The 23098-nt window shown below is 74.2% G+C and carries 18 protein-coding genes and 1 pseudogene; 11 read left to right on the top strand and 8 right to left on the bottom strand.

Annotated elements, in window-relative coordinates:
* Positions 1–88 precede the first annotated feature (88 nt).
* A complete protein-coding gene (locus ABTW87_RS29635; protein WP_350654667.1) occupies positions 89–853 on the bottom strand; it encodes a Type 1 glutamine amidotransferase-like domain-containing protein in 765 nt (254 codons plus the stop codon).
* 104 nt (positions 854–957) lie between these two features.
* Positions 958–1461 carry a MarR family winged helix-turn-helix transcriptional regulator gene (locus tag ABTW87_RS29630; RefSeq protein ID WP_350654666.1) on the bottom strand — a complete coding sequence of 168 codons (504 nt, stop codon included), beginning with the start codon at positions 1459–1461 and terminating at the stop codon, positions 958–960.
* A 94-nt stretch (positions 1462–1555) separates the two neighbouring features.
* Between ABTW87_RS29630 and ABTW87_RS29625 the strand changes: the two are divergent.
* Positions 1556–2323 (top strand): annotated as a pseudogene (locus ABTW87_RS29625) (EamA family transporter); the annotation flags it as partial.
* Between the two features lie 119 nt (positions 2324–2442).
* Here the strand turns inward: ABTW87_RS29625 and ABTW87_RS29620 are convergent.
* Positions 2443–2925, bottom strand: a complete 483-nt coding sequence (locus ABTW87_RS29620; protein WP_350654664.1) for a hypothetical protein — start codon at positions 2923–2925, stop codon at positions 2443–2445.
* 121 nt (positions 2926–3046) lie between these two features.
* Between ABTW87_RS29620 and ABTW87_RS29615 the strand changes: the two genes are divergently transcribed.
* The 5 genes from ABTW87_RS29615 (at position 3047) to ABTW87_RS29595 (ending at position 9753) form a co-directional block, all read left to right on the top strand.
* A complete protein-coding gene (locus ABTW87_RS29615) occupies positions 3047–3841 on the top strand; it encodes an alpha/beta hydrolase (RefSeq protein WP_350654662.1) in 795 nt (264 codons plus the stop codon).
* Between the two features lie 141 nt (positions 3842–3982).
* Positions 3983–5479, top strand: a complete 1497-nt coding sequence (locus ABTW87_RS29610; protein WP_350654661.1) for an AlkA N-terminal domain-containing protein — start codon at positions 3983–3985, stop codon at positions 5477–5479.
* Positions 5476–5988: a methylated-DNA--[protein]-cysteine S-methyltransferase gene (locus ABTW87_RS29605; RefSeq protein WP_350654659.1), complete on the top strand. Its 513-nt coding sequence runs from the start codon at positions 5476–5478 to the stop codon at positions 5986–5988. The genes ABTW87_RS29610 and ABTW87_RS29605 overlap by 4 nt, the downstream gene beginning before the upstream one ends.
* A gap of 37 nt (positions 5989–6025) precedes the next feature.
* On the top strand, positions 6026–7855 hold the full coding sequence (locus ABTW87_RS29600) for an ABC transporter ATP-binding protein (RefSeq protein ID WP_350654658.1): 1830 nt from the start codon (positions 6026–6028) through the stop codon (positions 7853–7855).
* On the top strand, positions 7852–9753 hold the full coding sequence (locus tag ABTW87_RS29595) for an ABC transporter ATP-binding protein (protein ID WP_502891669.1): 1902 nt from the start codon (positions 7852–7854) through the stop codon (positions 9751–9753). Before ABTW87_RS29600 ends, ABTW87_RS29595 begins: the two co-directional genes overlap by 4 nt.
* A 10-nt stretch (positions 9754–9763) precedes the next feature.
* On the opposite strand, the gene ABTW87_RS29590 is transcribed toward ABTW87_RS29595, so the two are convergent.
* Positions 9764–11338 carry a hypothetical protein gene (locus ABTW87_RS29590; protein ID WP_350654657.1) on the bottom strand — a complete coding sequence of 525 codons (1575 nt, stop codon included), beginning with the start codon at positions 11336–11338 and terminating at the stop codon, positions 9764–9766.
* A gap of 195 nt (positions 11339–11533) precedes the next feature.
* Here ABTW87_RS29590 and ABTW87_RS29585 point away from each other — a divergent pair, with 195 nt between their 5' ends.
* The gene (locus ABTW87_RS29585) at positions 11534–13138 is read left to right on the top strand and encodes a S1 family peptidase (RefSeq protein ID WP_350654655.1); all 1605 of its coding nucleotides are present in this window, start codon (positions 11534–11536) and stop codon (positions 13136–13138) included.
* Positions 13139–13177: 39 nt separating this feature from the next.
* Entirely contained in the window at positions 13178–15742 is a 2565-nt protein-coding gene (gene valS, locus ABTW87_RS29580; RefSeq protein WP_350654654.1) for a valine--tRNA ligase, read from the top strand.
* Positions 15743–15834: 92 nt separating this feature from the next.
* On the opposite strand, the gene ABTW87_RS29575 is transcribed toward valS, so the two are convergent.
* From ABTW87_RS29575 to ABTW87_RS29560, 4 genes are read right to left on the bottom strand one after another with little or no spacing between them, the layout of a single operon-like run.
* Positions 15835–16545: an ABC transporter permease gene (locus ABTW87_RS29575; protein ID WP_350654653.1), complete on the bottom strand. Its 711-nt coding sequence runs from the start codon at positions 16543–16545 to the stop codon at positions 15835–15837.
* Positions 16546–16547: 2 nt separating this feature from the next.
* Complete coding sequence (locus ABTW87_RS29570; RefSeq protein WP_350654651.1) at positions 16548–17504, bottom strand: ABC transporter ATP-binding protein; 957 nt, start codon at positions 17502–17504, stop codon at positions 16548–16550.
* Positions 17501–18379, bottom strand: coding sequence for an ABC transporter permease (locus tag ABTW87_RS29565; RefSeq protein WP_350654649.1), 879 nt, complete (start codon positions 18377–18379; stop codon positions 17501–17503). Before ABTW87_RS29565 ends, ABTW87_RS29570 begins: the two co-directional genes overlap by 4 nt.
* On the bottom strand, positions 18372–19286 hold the full coding sequence (locus ABTW87_RS29560; protein ID WP_350654647.1) for an ABC transporter ATP-binding protein: 915 nt from the start codon (positions 19284–19286) through the stop codon (positions 18372–18374). The genes ABTW87_RS29565 and ABTW87_RS29560 overlap by 8 nt, the downstream gene beginning before the upstream one ends.
* Positions 19287–19451: 165 nt before the next feature.
* Between ABTW87_RS29560 and cysC the strand changes: the two genes are divergently transcribed.
* The 3 genes from cysC to galT all read left to right on the top strand — a co-directional run bounded on the left by cysC (position 19452) and on the right by galT (position 22977).
* Positions 19452–20981 carry an adenylyl-sulfate kinase gene (gene cysC / locus ABTW87_RS29555; protein ID WP_350654645.1) on the top strand — a complete coding sequence of 510 codons (1530 nt, stop codon included), beginning with the start codon at positions 19452–19454 and terminating at the stop codon, positions 20979–20981.
* A 110-nt stretch (positions 20982–21091) separates the two neighbouring features.
* Positions 21092–21904 (top strand): DeoR/GlpR family DNA-binding transcription regulator, encoded by an 813-nt coding sequence (locus tag ABTW87_RS29550; RefSeq protein ID WP_350654643.1) that lies wholly within the window; start codon positions 21092–21094, stop codon positions 21902–21904.
* Positions 21905–21915: 11 nt separating this feature from the next.
* Positions 21916–22977 (top strand): galactose-1-phosphate uridylyltransferase, encoded by a 1062-nt coding sequence (galT, locus tag ABTW87_RS29545; protein ID WP_502891670.1) that lies wholly within the window; start codon positions 21916–21918, stop codon positions 22975–22977.
* Positions 22978–23098 lie beyond the last annotated feature (121 nt).

Raw genomic sequence — 23098 nt, 5'->3', positions numbered from 1 at the left:
CTGACCTGCCCACCACCCCAACCAATCAACAACAGTCAATCCTCATCGGCCAACACGCCCACCTCACCAACCACCGGTGGATTCAGGCTCAGGCGAGCAGGCGTGGCCCGACCGGTGTCTCCCGGACACTGCCGTCCGGGCCCCGGCTGACCTCGTACGCGGACACCCCCGGCCGGTCCGCGATCGCCTCGACCAGCCGCTCACCCCGGTAGAGCAGACCCGTGCCGTCGTCGGTGCAGTGCGACGTCGGCAGCGTCCCGTCACCTACCAGCCGGTGCATGAGCGGCCGGCGCTGCTCCTCGCTGTCGTAGTGCACGCCGTTGCCGTACGGCAGCCAGCCCAGACCGTCGGTGAAGCCGCGCAGGGTGGGTCCGAAGCTGTCGGTGGCGCCGCCGGCGTGCCAGCAGATCGAGCCGGCGGAGACCCCGCCCAGCACGATGCCGGCCTCCCAGCATTCACGCAGGATGTCGCCGAGGCCGTGCACCCGCCACACGGCGACCAGGTTCGCGACGCTGCCGCCGCCGACCCAGACGATGTCCTGCGCCCGCAGGTGCGCCCGGACGTCGTCGACGTTCGGCATCGGGAACAGCGCCAGGTGGGTCATCCGGAACCGGCTGCCGGCGAACGCCTCGTACACCCGGGTCAGCGTGGCCGGCTGGTCGCCCTCGGCCTGGTTGAGGAAGCAGATCCGCGGCTCGCGCCCGGCTCCGGCCAGGTCGGCGGCGAGGTCGAAGACCGGGTTGATCCGCCGGGCCCTACCGTCCTTGCGCGGCGCGTAGATGCCCATGCTGGTGGCGAGGATGGTCGGTTCGCTGGCGGCCACGATCGTCCTTCCGTCGGGAGCGCCGCCCATCCTGCCGCACGGCCGCTCGCCACGCTGGCGGCACCGGGGCATCCGGCCGGTTGGGGAGGCACCGTGCCGGCGACCTGGCGTCGATCCTGGCGTGAGTCGCGCCGTCACCGATCGCGGTCGGTGACCGCGCCGAGGAGGGTACGCAGCAGGTCACCCAGGCGCTCCTGGTCCTCGGGCGGCAGCGCGTCGAGCAGGCGGCGCTGGACTGCCAGCCCGGCCTCGGCCGCCTCCTCGACCAGGGTACGGCCCGTCTCGGTCAGCGTGACCTGGAGTCCCCGGCGGTCGGTCGGGTCGGGCGACCGGCGTACCAGGCCGGCCCGCTCCAGCCGGTCGAGCCGGCCGGTCATGCCGCCGGAGGTGAGCATCAGCGACGCGGCGAGCGCCTTCGGCGCCAGGGTGTACGGCGCGCCGGCCCGGCGCAGCGCGGCGAGGACGTCGAACTCGCCGCGGCCGATCGACCAGCGGGCGTACGTGCGCTCCTGCTCGTCGCCGACGAGGCGGGCGATCCGGTAGATCCGGCCGAAGACGGCCATCGGCTCCGGTCGCATGCCCGGCCGTTCCCGCTGCCACTGCTCGACGATGCCGTCGACGTCGTCCCGCTGCGCCACACCCGGATTGTGCCGCACGTCGCACCTCCCATATCACTCGACCTCAAGTAGCTTAGCGCTAAGCTACTTAGCCTAGAGCTTCTTAGGAGGACCGATGGACCACCGCCGGCTCGACCCGCTGATCACCGCCGTCACACCGGTCACCTGGGGGACGACGTACCTCGTCACCAGCGAGCTGCTGCCCCCGGACCGGCCGCTCTGGTCCGGCGTGATCCGGGCCCTCCCCGCCGGCCTGCTGCTGCTCGCCCTGACCCGGCACCGGCCGCACGGATCCTGGTGGTGGCGGTCGGCCGTGCTCGGCGCGTTGAACATCGGCGCGTTCTTCCCGCTGCTCTTCCTCGCCGCGTACCGGCTCCCCGGCGGGACGGCCGCCGTCCTCGGCGCCACCCAGCCGCTGCTGGTCGCCGGCCTGACCGTGCTGGTGCTGCGCGAGCGGCCACACCCGCGCGCGCTCGCCGCCGCGGTCGCGGCACTGGCCGGAGTGTCCCTGGTCGTGCTCCGGCCGGGCGCCGGGCTGGACGCCCTCGGGGTGGCCGCCGGCCTGGCCGGCACCGCGGCGATGGGGACCGGACTGGTGCTGACCCGGCGCTGGGGGCGCCCGCCGGGGGTGGGCACGCTCACCGCCACCGGTTGGCAGCTCACCGCCGGCGGGCTGCTGATCGTGCCCGCCGCCCTGCTGGTCGAAGGGGCACCGCCGGCGCCCGACCTGCCGGCCCTCGCCGGGTACGCCTGGCTGACCCTCGTCGGCACAGCGCTCGCGTACGCCCTCTGGTTCCGCGGCGCGGCCCGGCTGCCGGTCACCCAGGTCTCCCTGCTCGGCGCGCTGAGCCCGCTGACCGCTGCCGCGCTCGGCTGGGCGGTGCTCGGCCAGGCGATGACCGCGCTGCAGCTCACCGGGTTCGCCCTGGCGATCGGCGCCACCGTGGCCGGCCAGGTGCCCCCGCGCCGCCCGGTGGCGTCCGACCCGACGGCGGCGTCCGGTCAGTCCCGCGGACCCGGCTGGCGGGGGATCATCGGCTCGATCCGTAGCACCCCCGGAGCGAGTTCGGCCGCCGCCGCGAGCGGCAGGGTGAAGCGCCCGTCGGCGGCCGGGCCGGCCGCGTACGACTCCCGGAGCATCCAACGGACCTCGTCGGCCGTCCAGCCCAGCCCCGGCCGGGTGGCGAGCTCCCGCAGCAGGCGCAGAGCGACCCGGGTGTCGTCGTCGTAGAAGCGCATGCACCAGTGGTGCACCCACATGCCGAGGGCGCGCAGCCCGTCGGGGTCGAGGGAGCGCACGAGCCGGCCGCAGGCGGTGTCGCCGAACGCCCGTCCCGGATCACCGGTGCGGTCGCGGTCGAGCGCCCCGACCGCCGCCGGAGCCACCGCCCGCATGCGGGCGTAGAAGCCCTGCATGACCGCGCGATCCAGCGGAGGGTGCCCGTCCCGTGTCGACGTCGCCTGCCGACGCGCCCCGCTCGCCATGGCCGCACCCTTCTCTTGAGTTGGTGGCGGGACGGTACCGACCACAACCGACACTTTCCGCTCGACCGGGCCCCCTCCACGGCTAGGCTCCCCCGAAACGGGCCAGGTCACGGGGGGTGCCATGAAGCCCGACACGATCGTTCTCGTGCACGGATTCTGGGTGACGGAGCTGAGCTGGGAGGGCTGGAAGGGCCGCTACGAGGCGCAGGGCTACCGGGTGCTCGCGCCCACGTACCCCGGCTTCGAGGTAGGGGTGGCGGCGCTGAACGCAGACCCGACGCCGGTCGAGCGGCTGACCGTACGCGACATCATCGACCACCTGGAGGCCGTGGTCCGCGCGCTGCCGACCCCGCCGGTCATCATGGGCCACTCGGCCGGCGGCGCGTTCACCCAGATCCTGCTCGACCACGGCCTCGGTGCGGCCGGCGTCGCCATCAACTCGGCGCCCACCGAGGGCGTCAAGGTCACCCCTCCCGCGCAGCTCAAGGCCGCCTTCCCGGTGCTGCGTGACCCGTTCGACCGGCACCGCGCGGTCGGGCTGACACCCGACCAGTGGCGGTACGCGTTCACGAACACGTTCACCGAGGAGGAGTCGCTGGCGTTGTACCGGCGGTACCACGTGCCGGCGTCCGCGGCGGTCTTCTGGGACAGCCTGCTCGCGAACGTCAAGCCCGGCCGGCAGGACACCTGGGTCGACTACCACAACGACGCCCGCGCTCCGCTGCTGTTCGTCTCCGGTGGCGAGGACCACCTGATGCCGCCCGCGGTCCAGCGGTCGAACGCGGCGCACTACCGGTCGGAGACCGTCACCGAGATCCGGGAGTACCCGGGCTACGCCCACCTGCTGCCCGCCCAGGAGGGCTGGGAGCGGATCGCGGACGAGGTGCTGGCCTGGGCGCTGGCGCACACGCGGTGACGGGCGTCGCGCGTACGCGGCCACGCGGGGGTGTTAACAGGGGGCCCTTCCTCTACCGCAGGCGTTAACAAGGGGCCCCTCCTTACACCCAGGTCCGATTTCCGCCAGCCGGTCGCACCCGGGCGGGGGCATCATCGGTGCGTGGACCTGGACTTTGAACGGTGCTACCGGGCCGTCGACAGCCGCGACCAGCGGTTCGACGGCTGGTTCTACACCGGTGTGACCTCGACCGGCATCTACTGCCGGCCGTCCTGCCCGGCGATCACCCCGAAACGGCAGAACGTCCGGTTCTTCCCGTCCGCCGCCGCGGCGCAGGGCGCCGGCCTGCGGGCCTGCCGACGGTGCCGGCCGGACGCCGCGCCGGGCTCGCCGCAGTGGGACGTTCGCGCCGACGTGGTGGGGCGCGCCATGCGGCTGATCGCCGACGGCGTGGTCGACCGGGACGGGGTGCCCGGCCTGGCGGCGCGGCTCGGTTACACCGAGCGGCACCTGCACCGGATGCTCCGCGCCGAGCTGGGGGCGGGCCCGCTCGCGCTGGCCCGGGCGCAACGCGCGCAGACCGCGCGCACCCTGATCGAGACCACGGACCTCGGGATGGCGGACATCGCGTTCGCCGCCGGCTTCGGTAGTGTCCGGCAGTTCAACGACACCGTCCGCGAGGTGTACGGGGTCTCGCCGTCGGAGCTGCGGGGCCTCCCGGGCCGGCGGACGGTCCCGGGCGGGGCGGGGACGATCACGGTGCGGCTGGCGTACCGGCCGCCGCTGCACGCCCGGTCGCTGCTCGATTTCCTCGCACTGCGGGCGTTGCCCGGGGTGGACGAGGTGCGGGACGGCACGTACCACCGGGGCCTGCGGCTGCCGCACGGCACCGGCGAGGCGGCGCTGACCCCGGCGGACGGGCACGTGCTGGCGACCCTGCGCCTCACCGACATGCGCGACCTGGCCCCGGCGGTGGCGCGCTGCCGCCGCCTGCTCGACCTGGACGCGGACCCGGCCGCGGTGGACCAGACCCTCGCCACCGATCCCGCCCTGGCCCGGACGGTCGCGGCGGAGCCGGGCGTCCGCGTTCCGCGCGCGGTCGACGGCTTCGAAATGGCCGTCCGCGCGATCATCGGCCAACAGGTCTCGGTGACCTCCGCCCGCACCACCCTGACCCGCCTCCTGACCCACGTCCCCACCCCACCCCCGACCCTTGTTGATCAAGAGGAACTGGTCACGGAAGAGCTGTCGCGCACCCGAAAACCTCTTGATCAACACGGGCTGAGCGGGTTTCCAGCGGCCGAGGAGGTGCTTCGGGTGCCGGACTCCGGGTTTCGGATGCCCGCCGCGCGGCGGGAGACCATCCGACGGCTGGCGCTCGCCGTCGCGGAGGGGTCGCTCGACCTGGAGCCGGGCGGGGATCGGGAGGAGACCCGGCGACGGCTGCTGGCGCTGCCCGGCATCGGGGCGTGGACGGCGGACTACGTCGCGCTGCGCGCGCTCGGCGACCCGGACGTCCTCCTCGCCACCGACCTCGCCGTCCGCCGGGGCGCCGCCGCCCTGGGCCTCCCGGACGACCCGAAAACCTTGAACACGTACGCCGACCGCTGGCGCCCCTGGCGCTCCTATGCGGTGATCCGACTCTGGAGAGCAGCATGAACACCATCGACAGCACGGTCATCGACACCCCGGCCGGCCCGCTCAGCATCCTGGCGGGGCCCGGCGGGACGGTCCGGGCCGCCGGCTTCACCGCCGATCCGCAGGCCCTGCTCCCCCTCGTCCACAGCGGCCTGCGAGCACCCGTGCGGGCCCGGCCCGACCTCGGGGCGATCACCGCGGCCGTCGCGTGCTACCTGGACGGCGACCTGACCGCGATCGACGCGGTGCCGGTCGAGCAGCACACCGGCGGGGCGTTCATGGCGCACGCCTGGACCGTGCTCCGGGAGATCAAGCCGGGCGAGCCGGTCACGTACACCGGGTTCGCCGAACTGGCCGGCCGTCCCGCCGCGGTACGGGCCGCCGCGGCGGCCTGCGCCCGCAACGCCGCCGCGCTCTTCGTGCCCTGTCACCGGGTGCTGCGCACCGACGGCACGCTCGGCGGCTACCGCTGGGGGCTGGACGTGAAGAAGTGGCTTCTCGGTCATGAGCGCCGGTTGACGGCAAGCTGACAGCGGCACCGCTCCCATTTGCCGCTACCGTCGGGTAGTGCCTGCGGAGAGCGACGGCGACCCGGCCCCCACCACGGGCCGACATCCGCTGCGGAGCCTCTGGAGCCTGCGGCACTACCTGCGCCCGTACGCCGCGGAGTTCGCCTGGCTGCTCCTCGCCGGGCTGGCCGCGACGGCCGCCGGGATCGCCGTGCCGCTTGTCGCCCAGCGCGTGGTGGACGGTCCGGTCGCCCGGCAGGATCCGGCCGGGCTGGTCCGCCTCGCCGGCCTGGCGCTGCTGTTCGGCCTCGCCGAGGCCCTGCTGATCTTCATCCGGCGCTGGGTGCAGTCGTCCTCGTCCGTGGGAATGGAAGCGGCCATCCGGTCCGACGTCTACGCCCACCTGCAACGGCTGCCGCCCAGCTTCCACGACCGGTGGCAGTCCGGCCAGCTTCTCTCCCGGCTCACCACCGACCTGTCGGTGATCCGCCGGTTCCTCTCCTTCGGCCTGTTCTTCCTGATCCTCAACGTCGTCACGTACGTCGTCGTGGTGATGCTGCTGATCCGGCTGCACGCCGTGCTGGGGCTCGCGGTGGCGGCAAGCGCCGTGCCGCTGTTCCTCGTCACCCGGCGGTTCGCGCACGCGTACCACGCCGCCTCCCGCCGCATGCAGGACCAGCAGGGCGACCTCGCCACCCTGGTCGAGGAGACCGCGCAGGGCCTGCGCACGATGAAGGCGTACGGGCGGGGGCCGGACCTCGCCGCCCGCTTCGCCACCGGTGCCCGCGCCCTGCACGACACCGGCGTCGGCAAGGGGCGGCTCCTCGCCACCACCTCCGCCCGGCTGGACCTGGTGCCGAACCTGACCCTGGGCGTCGTGCTTGTCGCCGGCGCGGCGGCCGCCGCGAACGGGGTGCTCAGCATCGGGGAGCTGGTGGCGTTCGTCAGCCTCCAGCTCATGCTGATCTGGCCGGTGCAGGGACTGGGCTGGATCATCGCGGGCGGGCAGGAGGCGGCGACCGCGGCCGACCGGGTCCGCGAGGTGCTGGACACCCCGCCGGCCATCGTGGACGCTCCCGGCGCGGTCACCCTCCACCGGGCCGGGGTACGCGGGCGGCTGGCGTTCGAGGGGGTCTCCTTCCGCTACCCGGGCGGCGGCGAGCCGGTTCTGCGCGAGGTCGACCTGACCGTCGAACCGGGCGAGACGGTGGCGCTCGTGGGCGCTACCGGCTCCGGCAAGAGCACCCTGCTGTCGCTGGTCCCGCGGCTGCGCGAGGTGACCGATGGTCGCGTGACCCTGGACGGGCACGACGTGCGCGAGCTGCGGCTGGCCTCGCTGCGCCGGCTCGTCGGGGTGGCCTTCGAGGAGCCGACGCTGTTCTCGATGTCGGTGTGGGAGAACCTGACGCTGGGCCGGCCGGACGCCGGCGAGGACGAGGTACGCGTCGCGCTCGCCCTGGCGCAGGCCGACTTCGCGTACGACCTGCCGTGGGGGCTGGCCACCCGGGTGGGCGAGCAGGGCCTGTCGCTGTCCGGCGGGCAACGGCAGCGGCTGGCGCTGGCCCGCGCCGTGCTGGGCCGTCCGGCGTTGCTCGTGCTCGACGACCCGCTGTCCGCGCTCGACGTGCACACCGAGGCGCTTGTCGAGGCCGCCCTGCGCCGGGTGCTGCGGGACACGACGGCCCTGGTCGTGGCGCACCGGCCGGCGACGATCGCGTCCGCCGACCGGGTCGCCCTGCTGGAGGACGGGCGGATCAGCGCCGTGGGTCGGCACTCCGAACTGCTCGCCGCCGTCCCCGCGTACCGTGCCCTGCTGTCGCCGGACCCACCGCCGCGCCCACCGGCGGGAGACCCGACACCCGGCGGCCGAGGTCTGGTGCGGTCGTGACGGAGGACGGCGGCGACAACCCTGTGCCGCCGTCACCCGTGCCGTCCCCCCGGCGACCAGCCGACCTGGCGAGCTGGCGCGGCATCGCCACCGACCCGGACGCCGACCGGAGCCGCGCCGAGGACGCCGATCCGGCCGCGGTGGCCCGGTTGCGCGCCCGCAGCCGGCTGCTGCTGCGCGACCTGCTGCGCCCGCACCGGGGCCGGCTCGTCGCGGCGGTCGCGCTGTTGCTCAGCCAGAACGCCGCCGGCATGGCCGGGCCGTACCTGGTGATGCTCGGCATCGACCGGGCCATCGCGCCGCTGCGGGCCGGCGACGCCCGGCCGCTGGCCGGCATCGCCGCCGCGTTCGCCGTGGCCACCGCCGTGGAGTACGGGGCGCGCCGCGGCTTCCTCGCCCTCTCCGCGCGGATCGGCCAGGCCGTCCTGCTCGACCTCCGGCAGCGGGTGTACGACCAGTTCCTGCGCCTGTCGGTGGCGTTCCACGAGCGGTACACGTCCGGGCGGATGGTCTCTCGGCTCACCAGCGACCTCGACTCGATCGGCGAGCTGGTCGGTGGCGGTGTCGACAGCCTGGTGCTGGCCGCCCTGTCGATCCTGTCGGTGGCCGCGATCCTGCTCTGGCTGGACCTGCCGCTGGCCGCCGTGACCCTGCTCGCCTTCCCGTTCCTGTACTGGCTGTCGCGCTGGTTCGCCCGCGCCTCGGCCGCCGCGTACCGGCGGACCCGGGAGACGATCGCCCTGGTCATCGTCCACGCCGTCGAGTCGCTGCGGGGCATCCGGGCGGTGCAGGCGTACCGCCGCGAGCGGCGCAACCAGCGGATCTTCGCGGCGGTGAGCGACGACTACCGGCAGGCCAGCCTGCGCGCCTTCCGGCTGATCGCCACGTACTCGCCGGGCATCAAGCTGATCGGCAACGTCACCGTCGCGATGGTCCTGTGCTACGGGGGTTGGCGGGTGCTGGGCGGTCAGACCGAGATCGGGGTGCTCGCCGCCTTCCTGCTCTACCTGCGGCGGTTCTTCGAGCCGATGCAGGAGCTGAGCCAGTTCTACAACTCACTGCAGTCGGCCACCGCGGCACTGGAGAAGCTCGCCGGGGTGCTCGACGAGCGGCCGTCGGTGCCCGAGCCCGCCCGGCCGGTGGCGCTGCCGGCCGGGCCCGGCCGCGGCGCGGTGACGTTCCGGTCGGTCACCTTCGGCTACCGCCCGGACGCGCCGATCCTGACCGGACTGGACCTGGCCGTCCCGGCCGGGCAGACGGTCGCGCTGATCGGGCCGACCGGCGCCGGCAAGTCCACCGTCGCCAAACTGCTGGCCCGCTTCCACGATCCGCTGGACGGCGCCGTGCTGCTGGACGGCGTGGACCTGCGGGACCTCGCCGACGCCGACCTGCGCCGCGCCCTCGTCCTGGTCACCCAGGAGACCCACCTCTTCGGCGGGACGGTCGCCGAGAACATCCGGTTCGGCCGTCCCGACGCCGACGACGACGCCGTCGAGGCCGCCGCCCGGGCGATCGGCGCGCACGACTTCATCGCCGCGCTCCCCGAGGGGTACGCCACGCAGGTGCACCGCCGTGGCGGGCGGCTCTCCGCCGGGCAGCGGCAGCTCGTCGCGTTCGCGCGGGCGTTCCTGGCCGACCCGGCGGTGCTGATCCTCGACGAGGCGACCTCGTCCCTCGACGTACCCACCGAACGGGCGGTCCAGCGCGCACTCGGCACCATCCTGCGGGAACGCACCGCACTCGTCATCGCGCACCGGCTCTCCACCGTGGAGATCGCCGACCGGGTGCTGGTGCTGGAGGCCGGCCGGGTCGTCGAGGACGGCCCGCCCGCCGAGCTGATCGCCGCGGAGGGCCGGTACGCGACCCTGCACCAGCGGTGGCTCGACTCGCTGGTGTAGGCCACGTCTCCTACGAGCTGGCGGCGGTCTCCTCGACCGGCAGGGGCGGGCGGCGCCGGTCGACCGTCCGCGCGAAGCCGAAGACCAGCACCAGCAGCACGGCTCCCGCCGCGGCGTAGAGCGGCACGGTGAAGGACCGCTCGATCTCCCGCAGGGCGCCCAACTGGAAGCGCAGCAGCGCCGGTGCGAGGGCCGTCGCGCAGAGCATCGCCGTGGCCGGCCCGAGGACGAGCACGCCGGAACGGTGGGCCTCCGGAGCCCGGTCAGCCGCGCCGGCCGGGTCCGCCGGGCCCAGCGAGTCGGCCGGGCCTGCCGGGTCCGCCGGGTCCGCCGGGTCGGCCTCGGGGGCCGCGCCCGGCGACGGCCGCACCGGACCGGTCACCAGGACGATGCCGGCCCCGAGGGCCAGGCCCAGGCCGGCGGTGACCAGGAGTGTCCCGATCGCGTCCGCCGGCCGGCCCGCCGGCGGCCAGATGGTCGCCGCCGCGGCGGCGACCACGAGCAGCCCGACGGCGTCCCAGGGCAGCAGGCGTGGCGCGTACCGGGCCGCCAGTGCACCGCCGGCCACCGCCAGCAGACCGACCGGGAGGACCAGCAGCGGCGAAGCCGAGCCGGGCCTCGGGAACTCGGCCGCTATCACCGGCCCCGCCGCCGCACCGAGCAACACCCAGCGCACGGCCGGCGCCCCGCCGGCCCGGTGAGCGTGGTGGGCCAGCAGGAGCGCCGCCGCGGCGGCCAGCACGACGGAGGACAACAGGGCGAACGACGCGCCGCCCCGCGGGCCCGGGGCCTCGCCGATGACGTGGAAACTTCCGGCGGGATCGAGGCGGAACTCGCGGATGAGCCACCTCCGCAGGGCGAGACCCGCCAGGAGCAACACGGTCACGGTGAGCACCGCCAGCGGCACACCCGGGCGCGGTCGCGCGGAGCCGGCCGGACTCGTTCCCGGTCGCAGGGAATGGACCACAACTGCGGCGACGACAAGCGCGACGGCGAGCCAGAGCTGTACGTCGAGGTCGCGCGACCAGCCACCGTCCGTGGCCGCCGTCGCCACGTCCGGCTCCGGGCCAGCGGTGCGCACCGCACGGATCAGCTCGCCGCTCACCGTGTGCAGCACCAACCCACCGGCCAGGCCGGCACCCACCAGCCAGGAGACGGACGGCGAGGACTGCGCGAGCGCGAGCAGCACCCCGCCCAGGGCCAGCCCGAGGCCGGCGGGGCCGGCGAACGCGGCGACGAACTGCTGCGTGGTGCCCGGCCCGACCCGGAACAGCACCGCCATCGGGTCCGCGACGACCAGGCCACCCACGAGGAACACGGCCAGACCGACGGCGGCCACCAGCCACCCGGGCAACCGCGGAAGCAGCGCCGGCACGGCGATCGCCACCGCCAGCAGTGCCGGCGCGTACATGCCCGGCGGCCAGGACCCGACGAGCAGGATGTCGGCGAAGGAGGCGTACAGCGCCATCGGAAACCCCTCGGCCGCGACGACGACCCCGACCGATGCTGCGGCGACCACGGCGATCAGCTCGGGCCACACCGCCCGCGGCCCCTGCCGTACCCGCGGTCGCGTTCCGTCGTCCAAGGTGGCCTCCCCGTTGCCCGAGCCGACGCGGTGATGCTGTCACACCGGCTCCCGCCGTGCCGTCCGCTGCACGGGCCGAACGACCGGGCGCTCCTGGAAGGCACGTCCTGGTTAGGATCACGGGACGCCGATCGGTCGTGGCGGCCGGTTCCCACCGCCGATCGGGCATCGCCGGACACACGGGGAGGTTACGGCGTGGGGGCCAGGACACGTGTCGTCGTCGCGGGGTTCGCCGCGGCCTGCGCGCTCGGAGCTTCCGCCGTCGTGCTGCTGACCGGCGACGGCGGACCGGACCAGGCGCCGCCGATCGCGACCGGCGCCCGGCAGAAGCTCGGCGCCGCCGGCACCACGGCCGACCCGGCGCCCGGCGAGAGCGCGTCGAGCACCGCCGCACCGGCGTCCCGGCCGGCGGACGTGCCCGGCGTGACCGTCGGCGGCCCGTCGGCCGCGGCGCTCGGCAGGGCGGCCCCCGCGTCGGTCGCCTACCTGCGGGACCGCTACCGCGTCTCGGCGAGCGAGGCCGCCCGGCGCCTCGCCCTGCAGGACCGGTCCGCCGCCCTCGCCGCACGGCTCGCCGAGCGGTTCCCCGCCGAGTACGGCGGTATGTGGCTGGACCAGGCCGGCGGCGGGGTGCTGACGATCGGGGCGACGGAGACCGGGACGGTGCGCTCGGCGGTCGCCGCGCTGCCGGACCGCGCACACGTCCGCGTCGTGCCGGTCCGGGCCCCGCTGGCACGGCTCACCGCCGCCGCGGCCCGGCTCGCCACGGCACTCGACGCGACGGCCGGGACGGACGTGGTGGTCGACCAGCAGGCCAACGAGGTCGTGGTGCTGACCGGCGACCGGGTGGCGGCCGACGACCCGCGGCTCGCCCGCGCCCTCGCGGACGCCGGCGTGCCCGCCCGGGCCCAGGCGCGGGTGGCCGGGACGAGCGTGCCGAAGGCCTGCGACCCGCGGTACTGCGAACAGGCCCCGATGCGCGGCGGCATCCGGCTGGACGTGCCCCGCGACGACGGCACCGTCGGCGGCTGCACGACCGGCTTCAACATCGTCGACCGGACCGGCAAGCCGTACGTGCTGACCGCCGGGCACTGCGTCGTGGGCGGACGGCACCAGCACGTGGACCGGACGTGGCACCAGTTCCTCGGCCCGAAGCTGCGGGTCGGCATCGAGTCGACCGCCCCGGTGCTCGCCGAGAACGCCTTCCCCTACGACTACGCGATCATGCCGTACGTGTCGAACGGGGCCGAGCGGTGGGCGTACCCGCCCCGCAAGCACGGCGACCAGCCCAGCCTCATCAACTACTGGTGCGTGCCGGACAATCCGCGCTGCACCCGCAGCCGGGACGTCCCGGTCACCGGCCTGGTGCCGGCGAGCGGCATCCAGGTCGGCTGGGTGGTCTGCGCGACCGGCTCGGCGTACACGCCGAAGGCCGGTGAGCAGTACGTCGACTCCGGCGCCGGGGCGGGCTACCTGCCGGGTACCCGCTGCGGCGAGGTCACCGCCAGGACCAACGGCGGCATTCAGGTACGGATCTGCGCCCGGCCGGGCGACAGCGGCGGCCCGCTGTTCACCGAGGCGGACGGACGGGCGCTGGGGATCCTCTCGTACGGGGACCCGGGCAGCGGCCGGTGCTCAAACGCCAACGAGCAGAACGTCTACGCGCCGGTCTCCACCATCCTGGACCGGGCCAACGCGCGCACCGGGCTCGGCCTCCAGGTGGCCACCCGTGGCCCGCTGTTCATCCGGCACCCGGTGGTCCCCCTCTCGTCGTCCGACCCGGACGCGCTGCCGCGGTAAACCGGTGCCCGGCCAACGGTCGCTGTCTACGATCGACGGATGACTGATACGGCGAGGACGGCCCGCGCCGGCGTCCCCGAGCGTCCGACCCTGGACGGGCTCGAGGAGACCTGGGCGCGCCGCTGGCAGGAGGAGGGCACGTACGCGTTCGACCGCTCGAAGGAGCGGGCGGACGTGTACGCCATCGACACGCCTCCGCCGACCGTATCCGGCGAGCTGCACATGGGGCACGTCTTCTCGTACACGCACACCGACCTGGTGGCCCGCTTCCAGCGGATGCGCGGGCGGACGGTGTTCTACCCGATGGGCTGGGACGACAACGGGCTGCCGACCGAGCGGCGGGTGCAGAACGTGTACGGGGTGCGCTGCGACCCCGACCTGCCGTACGACCCGGCCTGGGTGCCGCCGTCCGCGCCGGTGGACGACGCCGCCCGCAAGGACCCGACGCCGATCTCGCGGCGGAACTTCATCGAGCTGTGCGAGCGGCTGACCGTCGCCGACGAGCAGGTGTTCGAGGCGCTGTGGCGGCGGCTCGGGCTCTCCGTCGACTGGTCGTTGACGTACACGACGATCGGGCGGATCGCGCGGGCGACCAGCCAGCGGGCGTTCCTGCGGAACCTGGCCCGGGGTCAGGCGTACCAGGCGGAGGCGCCGACGCTGTGGGACGTCGGCTTCGCCACCGCCGTGGCGCAGGCGGAGCTGGAGGACCGGGAGCGGCCCGGCGCGTACCACCGGCTGCGCTTCCACGCGCCCGGCGGGCGGAAGGTGCTCATCGACACCACCCGGCCCGAACTGCTGCCGGCGTGCGTGGCGCTGGTCTGCCACCCCGACGACGAGCGGTACGTGGACCTGGTCGGCGCGGCTGTGCGTACCCCGGTCTTCGGGGTCGAGGTGCCGGTGCGCGCGCACCCGCTGGCGGACCCGGCCAAGGGCACGGGCATCGCGATGGTCTGCACGTTCGGTGACCTCACCGACGTGACCTGGTGGCGCGAACTGCGGCTGGACACCCGCGTGGTGATCGGCCGGGACGGGCGGCTGCTGCCGGAGCCGCCGGCCGGCGTGCCGGCGCAGCCGTACGCCGCGCTGGCCGGGCAGACCGTCAACGGCGCGCGGCGGACGTTGGTGGAGCTGCTGGCCGACGCGGGCGACCTGGTCGGCGAGCCGCGCCCGATCACCCACCCGGTGAAGTTCTACGAGCGGGGCGACCGGCCGCTGGAGATCGTGTCGACGCGGCAGTGGTACCTGCGCAACGGCGGCCGGGACGCCGACCTCCGGGAGGAGCTGCTGGCCCGGGGCCGGGAGCTGCGCTGGGTGCCCGAGCACATGCGGCACCGCTACGAGCACTGGGTGGGCGGCCTGACCGGCGACTGGCTGGTCAGCCGGCAGCGCTTCTTCGGTGTGCCGGTGCCGGTGTGGTACCGGCTCGACGGCGCTGGCGAGCCGGACTGGGCCAACCCTCTCACACCGGAGGAGTCCACCCTGCCGGTCGACCCGTCCACCGACGCCCCGCCCGGGTACGACGAGTCCCGACGCGGCGTGCCCGGTGGCTTCGTCGGTGACCCGGACGTGCTCGACACCTGGGCCACCTCGTCGCTCACCCCGCAGATCGTCGGCGGGTGGGAGACCGACCCGGACCTGTTCCGCCGGGTGTTCCCGATGGACCTGCGCCCGCAGGGACAGGAGATCATCCGGACCTGGCTGTTCGCCACGGTGGTCCGCTCGCACCTGGAGCACGGGGTGCTGCCCTGGCGGGACGCCGAGCTGTCCGGGTGGATCCTCGACCCGGACCGCAAGAAGATGTCCAAGTCCAAGGGGAACGTGGTCACCCCGATGGCGCTGCTGGAGCAGCACGGCTCGGACGCGGTGCGGTACTGGGCGGCGAACGGCCGGCCGGGCACCGACCTCGCCTTCGACCCGGCGCAGATCAAGGTCGGCCGGCGGCTCGCCACGAAGCTGCTCAACGCGTCGAAGTTCGCCCTGGGGCTGGGCGCCGCCGACGCCCTGCGCGCCCCGGCGGTCGAACCGCTGGACCGGTCCATGCTCGCTGAACTGTCCGGCGTGGTGGCGGCGGCGACGGCGGCGTTCGAGGCGTACGACCACACGGCCGCGTTGCAGGCCGCCGAGGGGTTCTTCTGGCGGTTCTGCGACGACTACATCGAGCTGGTGAAGGAGCGCGCCTACGCCACCGGGCCGGGGGCGGACTCGGCCCGGGCGGCACTGGCCACGGCGCTCTCGGTGCAGCTCCGGCTCTTCGCCCCGGTGCTGCCGTACGCGACCGAGGAGGTGTGGTCCTGGTGGCGGTACGGCTCGGTGCACCGGGCGCCCTGGCCGACGACGTACGAGGTGGGGCGGGCGATCACCGGGGAGGGTGACCCGGAGTTGCTGCGGCTCGCCGGGGACGCGCTCAGCCAGGTGCGCCGCGCCAAGTCGGAGCGGAAGCTGTCGATGAAGGCGGAGGTGCCGCTGGCCGAGGCGCTCGGCCCGGCCGCGCTGCTCGACCGGCTCGCGGTGGTCGCCGACGACCTGCGGGCGGCGGGCCGGATCGGCAAGCTCGACCTGCTCCCCGACCGCACCCCGGAACTGGTGATCGCCTGCGCCTTCTGAGGTGTAAGGAAGGGCCCCCTGTTAACGCCTGAGGTAGAGGAAGGGCCCCCTGTTAACACTCGCAGGTGTTGCCAGGGGGCCCGCCTCGCGCCTCAGCTGGTTTCGCCGGCCACCGAGAATGAGCGGAGCCGGTCGATCGCCAGGACGGTGAAGCCGACCGCGATCAGCGCCGTCATCACCGTCGCCACCGGTACGGACACGTCGGCGGCGAGCAGCTCGGTCGGGGCGAACCGGTCGGCGAGCGTGATCACGTACTGCTGGATGGAGAGCACCTTCGTGCCGCTGACGAAGTTGCCCAGCAGTCCCTCCCAGATGAGCACGTACACCAGCCCGAGCAGCACCGGCCGTCGGGTCACCAGGCTGAGCGCGACGAACAGCGCGCAGTACGCGAGCGCACCTATCGAGGCGGCGGCGGCGAGCGCCAGCCCGAGGCGGACCGAGTCGGCCAGCACGCCCGCCACGTAGAGCGGCACGGAGACGGTGACCGCGGTGACCCCGGCGGCCACGGCCAGCTTCGGCAGGATGATCTGCCAGCGCGGCAGCGGCTTGGTGAGGATGTGCACCACCGTGCCGTCGTCGATCTCGGCACCCAGCACCCCGGTGCCGACGATCAGGGCGATCACCGGCAGCACGACGGCCAGCCCCAAGCCGACCAGCACCGCCGGGCCCCATTCGCCCGGGTCAACGCCGAGCGAGCGGGACAGCACGGCGAGCAGCACCAGCAGCGCCGGCAGTGGTAACAGCAGCAGGAAGCGGCGCCGCCCGAACAGCCCCCGCGCGGTGATCCAGGAAACGGTCGACATGCTCAGGCCTCCACCAGGTAGGAGAACACGCTCTCCAGGGACTCGTCCTCGGGCACGAGCTGCCGGACCCGGATGCCCCCGGCCAGGGCGACCTTGGGCAGTACGCGGGTGAAGGCACCGTAGTCGCCGGCCCGTACGGTCAGCCCGGTGCGGTCCAGCTCCACGCCGCTCACCGACGGCTCGGCCATCAGCGCCACGGCGAGGGCCCGGTCGTCGGTGGACCGGATCGCGAACACGTGCGGCCGGTTGGTCATCAGGCGGCGGATCGTCCGGAAATCACCGGAGGCGGCGAGCCGGCCCGCCACCATCACCTGCACGGTCCCGGAGACCTGCTCGACCTCCTCGAGGATGTGCGAGCTGAACAGGATGGTCCGGCCGGCGGCGCCGAGGCGGTGCAGCAACTGCATCATGTGCAGCCGCTGCCGCGGGTCCATCCCGTTGAACGGCTCGTCGAGCAGCAGCACCTGCGGGTCGTGGACCAGCGCCGCGGCCACCCGTGCGCGCTGCCGCATGCCCTTGGAGTACGTGCCGATCCGGCGCGACTGCGCGCTCTCCAGCTCGACCAGAGCGATCGCCCGCCGGGTCGCCTCCACCGGGTCCGGCAAACGGTGCATCTTCGCGCTGGCCAGCACGAACTCGTACGCGCTGAGGAACGTGTGCACCGCCTCCCGCTCGCTGACCAGGCCCAGCCGGCGGTAGACCTCGGGGTTGCGCCAGGTGGGCGCGCCGTCCAGGGTGACCGTGCCGCGCGACGGCGCCAGGAAGCCGGCCATCATGTGCAGCAACGTCGTCTTGCCGGCACCGTTGGGCCCGAGCAGCCCGGTGACCCCCGGGCCGAGTTCCATGCTGACGTCGTTGACGGCGACCACGTTGCCGTACCAGCGGGAGACGCCCGCCAGGTTCAGCGTGCTCGTCGTGCGGGTGGTGGCCGGCATCGGGTCGGCACTGATCGCGGTCATCGGGTGGCCACCTTCCGGTACCGGGCCAGCAGCAGGGTGACGCAGGCGGCGACGAGCACCACGGCGGCGAGGGCGTAGACCGGGCCGAAGTCGCCGATCGGTGGCCCGCCGCCCTCGGACACCAGCAGCTCACCGAGAGCCCACGTACCCACGCCGTTGACAAGCGTCGAGGGCGAGGCGAGGAAGGCCAGCTCGTTCACCGTGGTCGAGGGCAGGATGGACAGGATGCCGACGATCGGCGTGGTCATCAGGAAGACCGCGACGATCCCACCGGCGGCGAAGGCCCGCTTGCCGGTGAGCGACGCGATCAGCAGTCCGATCGAGGCGAAGACCGCCGCCCAGAGGCCGGCGTAGAGCAGGCCCGGCAGCAGGTCGAGAAGTTCGTTCCAGACGCCCCGCATCCCGTCCTGGGTGGTGAAGGCGGCACCGAGGAACATCACCAGCTGCGGCCCGCCGAGCAGCAGCCACAGCGCGGTGACCATGGCGAGCAGCTTGGCCAGCGGGTAGTCGGACCGGGGCAGCGGCCGGGAGAAGTACAGCGGCAGCACACCGCTGCGCAGGTCCCGGCTGACCAGCTCGGGGGCGGCCACCGCGACGAAGAAGATGACCAGCCAGCTCATGTTGTCGGCGAACTGCGCGTACGTCAGCACGACCTCGCCGATCTGGCTGCGCACGGCCGTGGCCCCGGCGGCGACCAGGGTCACGATGCCCACCACCAGCCAGGGGAAGATCTTCGCCTTGGCGCTGCGGCCGAAGCCGAAGACCGTGCGGACGCCGTGCAGGTACAGGGCGCCGAACACGGCGCCCCGGCCCAGCCGGGCACCGGTGTAACGCTGGTACCCGATGTCGTGGATGACACCGGCCGGCTCAGACATGGCTGGGCTCCCTCGTGGCGAACAGCTCGGCCACCCGGTGCCGGCGCTGGTCCAGCCGGTGCAGCGGCAGGTCCAGCTCGGCGACCGCGCCGAGGATCAGGTCGTAGGTGGCGTCGTCGGCGAGCTCGACGAGCAGCAGGCGCCCGTCCCGGCGGACCGGCAGGCGCAGCTCGGCCAGTCGCCCGGCCAGCACCTCGGTGCCCTCGCTGACCTCGACGGCGAGCACGTCGGTGGCCGACGTCATCGCGTCGATGCGGTCGGCGCGCAGGAGGCGCCCGCCGTCGATGGCGACCAGGGTGTCGCAGATGCGCTCGACCTCGCCGAGCAGGTGCGAGCAGACCAGCACCGAGATGCCGAACTCGGTGCCGATCCGGTGGATCAGGGCGAGCATGGCGTCCCGCCCGGCCGGGTCGAGGCCGTTGGTGGGCTCGTCGAGGAGCAGCAGGTCCGGGTCGTGCACCAGCGACTGGGCGAGCTTCACCCGCTGCTTCATGCCGGTCGAGTAGCCGCCCACCGGGCGGTAGCGCTCCTCGTAGAGCCCGACGTGCCGAAGCGCCTCGCTGGCCCGCTCGCGCGCCACCGTCCTGGGCAGGCCGCTCATCCGGCCGAGGTGGGTGACCAGCTCGGCGGCGGAGAGGTCGGGCGGGAGGGCGTCGTGCTCCGGCATGTAGCCGACCCGGGCGCGCACCTGGTCGGACTGGGTGGTCGGGTCCAGGCCGAGGACCCGGACCTGCCCGCCGGTGGGTGGTAGCAGGCCGAGCAGGATCTTGATCAGCGTGGACTTGCCGGCGCCGTTCGCGCCGACGAGGCCGATGATGCCGGGCTCGACCGCGACGGTCAGGTCGGCCAGCGCGGTGACCCCACCCCCGTACGTCTTGGTCAGCGACTCGGTCGCGATGAGTGTCACGCCGCCCAGCCTAGGCACGCCGGGCGCCGGCACGGCATCCGGCGCGCCCCTGATCCCACCACTAGGGGGCCGCCTGTCCGGTCGCCCCCGGACACGGGGAGTGGCACTCGACGATCCCGGGGTGGGCTGCGAAACTGTGTGCCGGCCAGCGGTTTGGGGGGTTCGATGAGCAACGGTGGGGTGCTGCCCGACGAGGTGCTGCGGGATGCGCCGGCGTACACGCCGCGCCCCGGCGAGCTGGCCGACCTGGAGCTGCTGCTGACCGGGGCGTACACCCCGTTGACCGGCTTCATGACCCGGGCGGACCTGGTGTCGGTGAGCCGGCGCGGCCGCCTCGCCGACGGGGCGCCCTGGCCGGTGCCGGTGACCCTCCAGGTGCCCGCGGCGCTCGCGCAGGGGCTCGACGTACGGGATCCGGCGCGCCGCACCCTGGTGCTCACCGACGGCGAGGGCGCCCCGGTGGCGGCGCTGGAGGTGACCGACAGCTGGCAGGTCCGCGACGGGGTGGCCGGTGTCGGCGGCCCGGTGCGCCGGCTCGGCGACGGGGGCCACGGGCCGTTCCAGCGGTTGCGCCGCACCCCGGAAGAGGTACGCGCGCTGCTGCCGCCCGGCCGGGTGCTCGGGGTGATCGCCGACCGCCCGCTGCACCGGCCGCAGCTCGCGCAGATCGCGCACGCCGCCCGCACTCTCGGAGCCCATCTGCTGGTCCTGATCCCGGTCGGCGAGGACAGCGGCAGCGGGCTGCCGCCGGAGGCCCTGGTCCGCAGCATCTTCGCCGCCCGTGACCGGATGCCCCCGGCGACCCTTGTCGCCGTTCCGCTGTCCCACCGTCGTGAGGAGATCAGCGACGCACTGCTGCGGGCTCGGGTGTCGGCGGCGTACGGGGTGACCCACCTGCTGTCCACCGGCGAGATGCTCTCCGGGGCCGGCCTGCGGGTGCTGATTCCACGCGAGCTGGCCTACGACAACCGTGACGGGCAGTGGCGCTGGCGGGACGACATCCCGCCGCGCAACCGGCGGCTGGCGCTGACCCAGGCCGAGATCGACGACCTGCTGGACCGGGGCTTCCCGCTGCCGGAGTGGCACACGCCCCCGGCGGTGGCGAAGGAGCTGGTCCGGGCCCGCCCGCCCCGGCGCTACCGGGGCCTGGTCGTCTTCCTGACCGGCCTGTCCGGCTCCGGCAAGTCCACCATCGCGCGGGGCCTGGCGGACGCCCTGCGCGAGCAGGGCGAGCGGACGGTCACCCTGCTCGACGGGGACGTGGTCCGCCGGGAACTGTCGGCTGGGCTCGGCTTCAGCAAGGCCGACCGGGACGCGAACGTCCGCCGGATCGGCTGGGTGGCCGCCGAGATCGCGCGGCACCGCGGCGTGGCGATCTGCTGCCCGATCGCCCCGTACGCCCAGGCGCGGGCCACCGCCCGGGAGATGGCCCGGTGCGCCGGCGCGGGCTTCCTGCTGGTGCACGTCGCCACCCCGCTCGAGGTCTGCGAGCAGCGCGACCGCAAGGGCCTGTACGCACGCGCCCGTGCCGGCCTGCTCACCGGGATGACCGGCATCGACGACCCGTACGAGGAGCCGACCGACGCCGATGTGGTGATCGACACCAGCGACCTGCCGATCGACGAGGCGGTGCAGGCGGTACTGCACCATCTCACCGAGACCGGCTGGGTCGAGCCCCGCCACCCCACCGTGTAGCTGCCCACTCTCCCTTTCCCCCGGTGGTACCTGCGCGCTAGTGTTCGTTCTTGTTGGAACACGTTCGACCGCGTGAGAGTGCGCGGCGACCACGCGTGGAGGTGCGGCGCATGCTGGCGCAGCAGCGGCAGGCGGCCATCCTCGAACGGGTCCGGGCGGCCGGCGGCGTACGGGTGACCGAACTGGCGGCCGAGTTCGGCGTGTCGGACATGACCATCCGGCGCGACCTGGACGTCCTGCACGAGCGCGGGCTGCTGGCCAAGGTGCACGGCGGCGCCACGGTCGCCGGGCCCGGTTCGACCGACGAGCCCGGGTTCCGGGCCAAGTCGGTCCGGCAACTGCCGGAGAAGGCCGCCATCGCGGTACGGGCCGCGGAGCTGGTACGCCCGGGCGCGGCGGTCGCGCTCTCCGCCGGCACCACCACCGCCGAGCTGGCCCGCAGGCTGACCGACGTGCCCGGCCTCACCGTCGTGACCAACTCCCTGCCGGTGGCCGAGATCCTGCACTCCGGCGGGCGGCCGGACCAGACCGTGGTGCTCACCGGCGGTGTCCGTACCCCCTCCGACGCGCTGGTCGGGCCGCTCGCCGTCGGCGCGATCCGCTCGCTCCACCTCGACCTGCTGTTCCTCGGCGTGCACGGAATCAGCGAACGGGCCGGCTTCAGCACACCCAACCTCATGGAGGCCGAGACCGATCGGGCGCTGGTTGCCGCGTCCGACCGCCTGGTCGTGCTCGCCGACCACACCAAGTGGGGCACCGTCGGGCTCTCCTCGATCGTCGAGCTCGCCGCCGCCGACGTCCTGGTGACCGACGACGGGATGCCCGCCGACGCTCGGCGGGTACTCGACGAGAGGGTCGGGGAGCTGGTGGTGGTCAGTGGCACGGGCCGGACCACGCCGGCAAGCGGAGGAGTGGCGGAGTGAAGCGCAGCGCGATGGGGCTGGCCGACGGCCGCGAGCTGATCTACTTCGACGAGCGCGACGACGCCGTACGCGACCAGCCGGACCGCCGGGAGTTGCCACCGCCCCCGCCGGCGTCACAGCTGCGGTACGACCCGCTCACCGACGAGTGGGTGGCGGTGGCCGTACACCGGCAGACCCGGACCTTCCTCCCGCCGCCCGACCAGTGCCCGCTCTGCCCGTCCACCGCCGGGCGGCTCAGCGAGATCCCCGCGCCCGACTACGACGTGGTGGTGTTCGAGAACCGCTTCCCCTCGCTGAGCGGCCGGATCGCCGAGGAGCCGACGGAGATCACCCCGTTCACCCCGGTCCGGCCCGGCGAGGGCCGGTGCGAGGTGGTCTGCTTCACCGACGACCACAACGCCTCGTTCGCGAGTCTCCCCCCGCGCCGGGTGCGCACCGTGCTGGACGCGCTCGCCGACCGGACCGCCGCCCTCGGTGAGCTGTCCGGTGTGGAGCAGGTGTTCCCGTTCGAGAACCGGGGCGTGGAGATCGGCGTGACGCTGCACCACCCGCACGGGCAGGTCTACGCGTACCCCTTCGTCACCCCGCGGACCCGGGCGCTGCTGGCGGCGGCGCGCCGACACGCCGAGCGCACCGGCGGGCGCAACCTGTACGCGGACGTGCTGGCCGCCGAGCGCGCCGCCGGGGACCGGGTGGTCACCGGCAACGAGCACTGGACGGCGTACGTCCCGGCGGCGGCCCGCTGGCCGTTCGAGGTGCACGTGGCACCGCACCGCCCGGTGCCGGACATCCCGGCGCTCAGCGACGCCGAGCGGGACGCGTTCGGGCCGCTCTACCTGGACCTGCTGCGCCGCTTCGACGGGTTGTTCGACCTGCCGATGCCGTACATCGCGGCCTGGCACCAGGCGCCGGTACGCGTCGACCGCGAGCTGGGCCACCTGCACCTGCAGCTGTTCAGCATCCGGCGGGCCACGGACAAGCTGAAGTACCTGGCCGGGTCGGAGTCCGGGATGGGCGTCTTCATCAACGACATCGCCCCGGAGCGCGCCGCCCACCTACTCCGCACCGCGTGAAAGGAAGGGCCCCTTGTTAACGCCTGCGGGGTGGTTTCAAGGGGTCGTTGCAACACGGTGGTTAGTTGGTGACGGCTAGGAGAGTAGCGAGGCGCTCGGCTGGGGTGTCCCAGCCGAGCGT

Origin of the sequence: Micromonospora sp. NPDC126480, from assembly GCF_040302465.1 — a bacterium.
GTDB lineage: Bacteria > Actinomycetota > Actinomycetes > Mycobacteriales > Micromonosporaceae > Micromonospora.
This window is presented reverse-complemented; position numbering and strand designations above follow the sequence as displayed.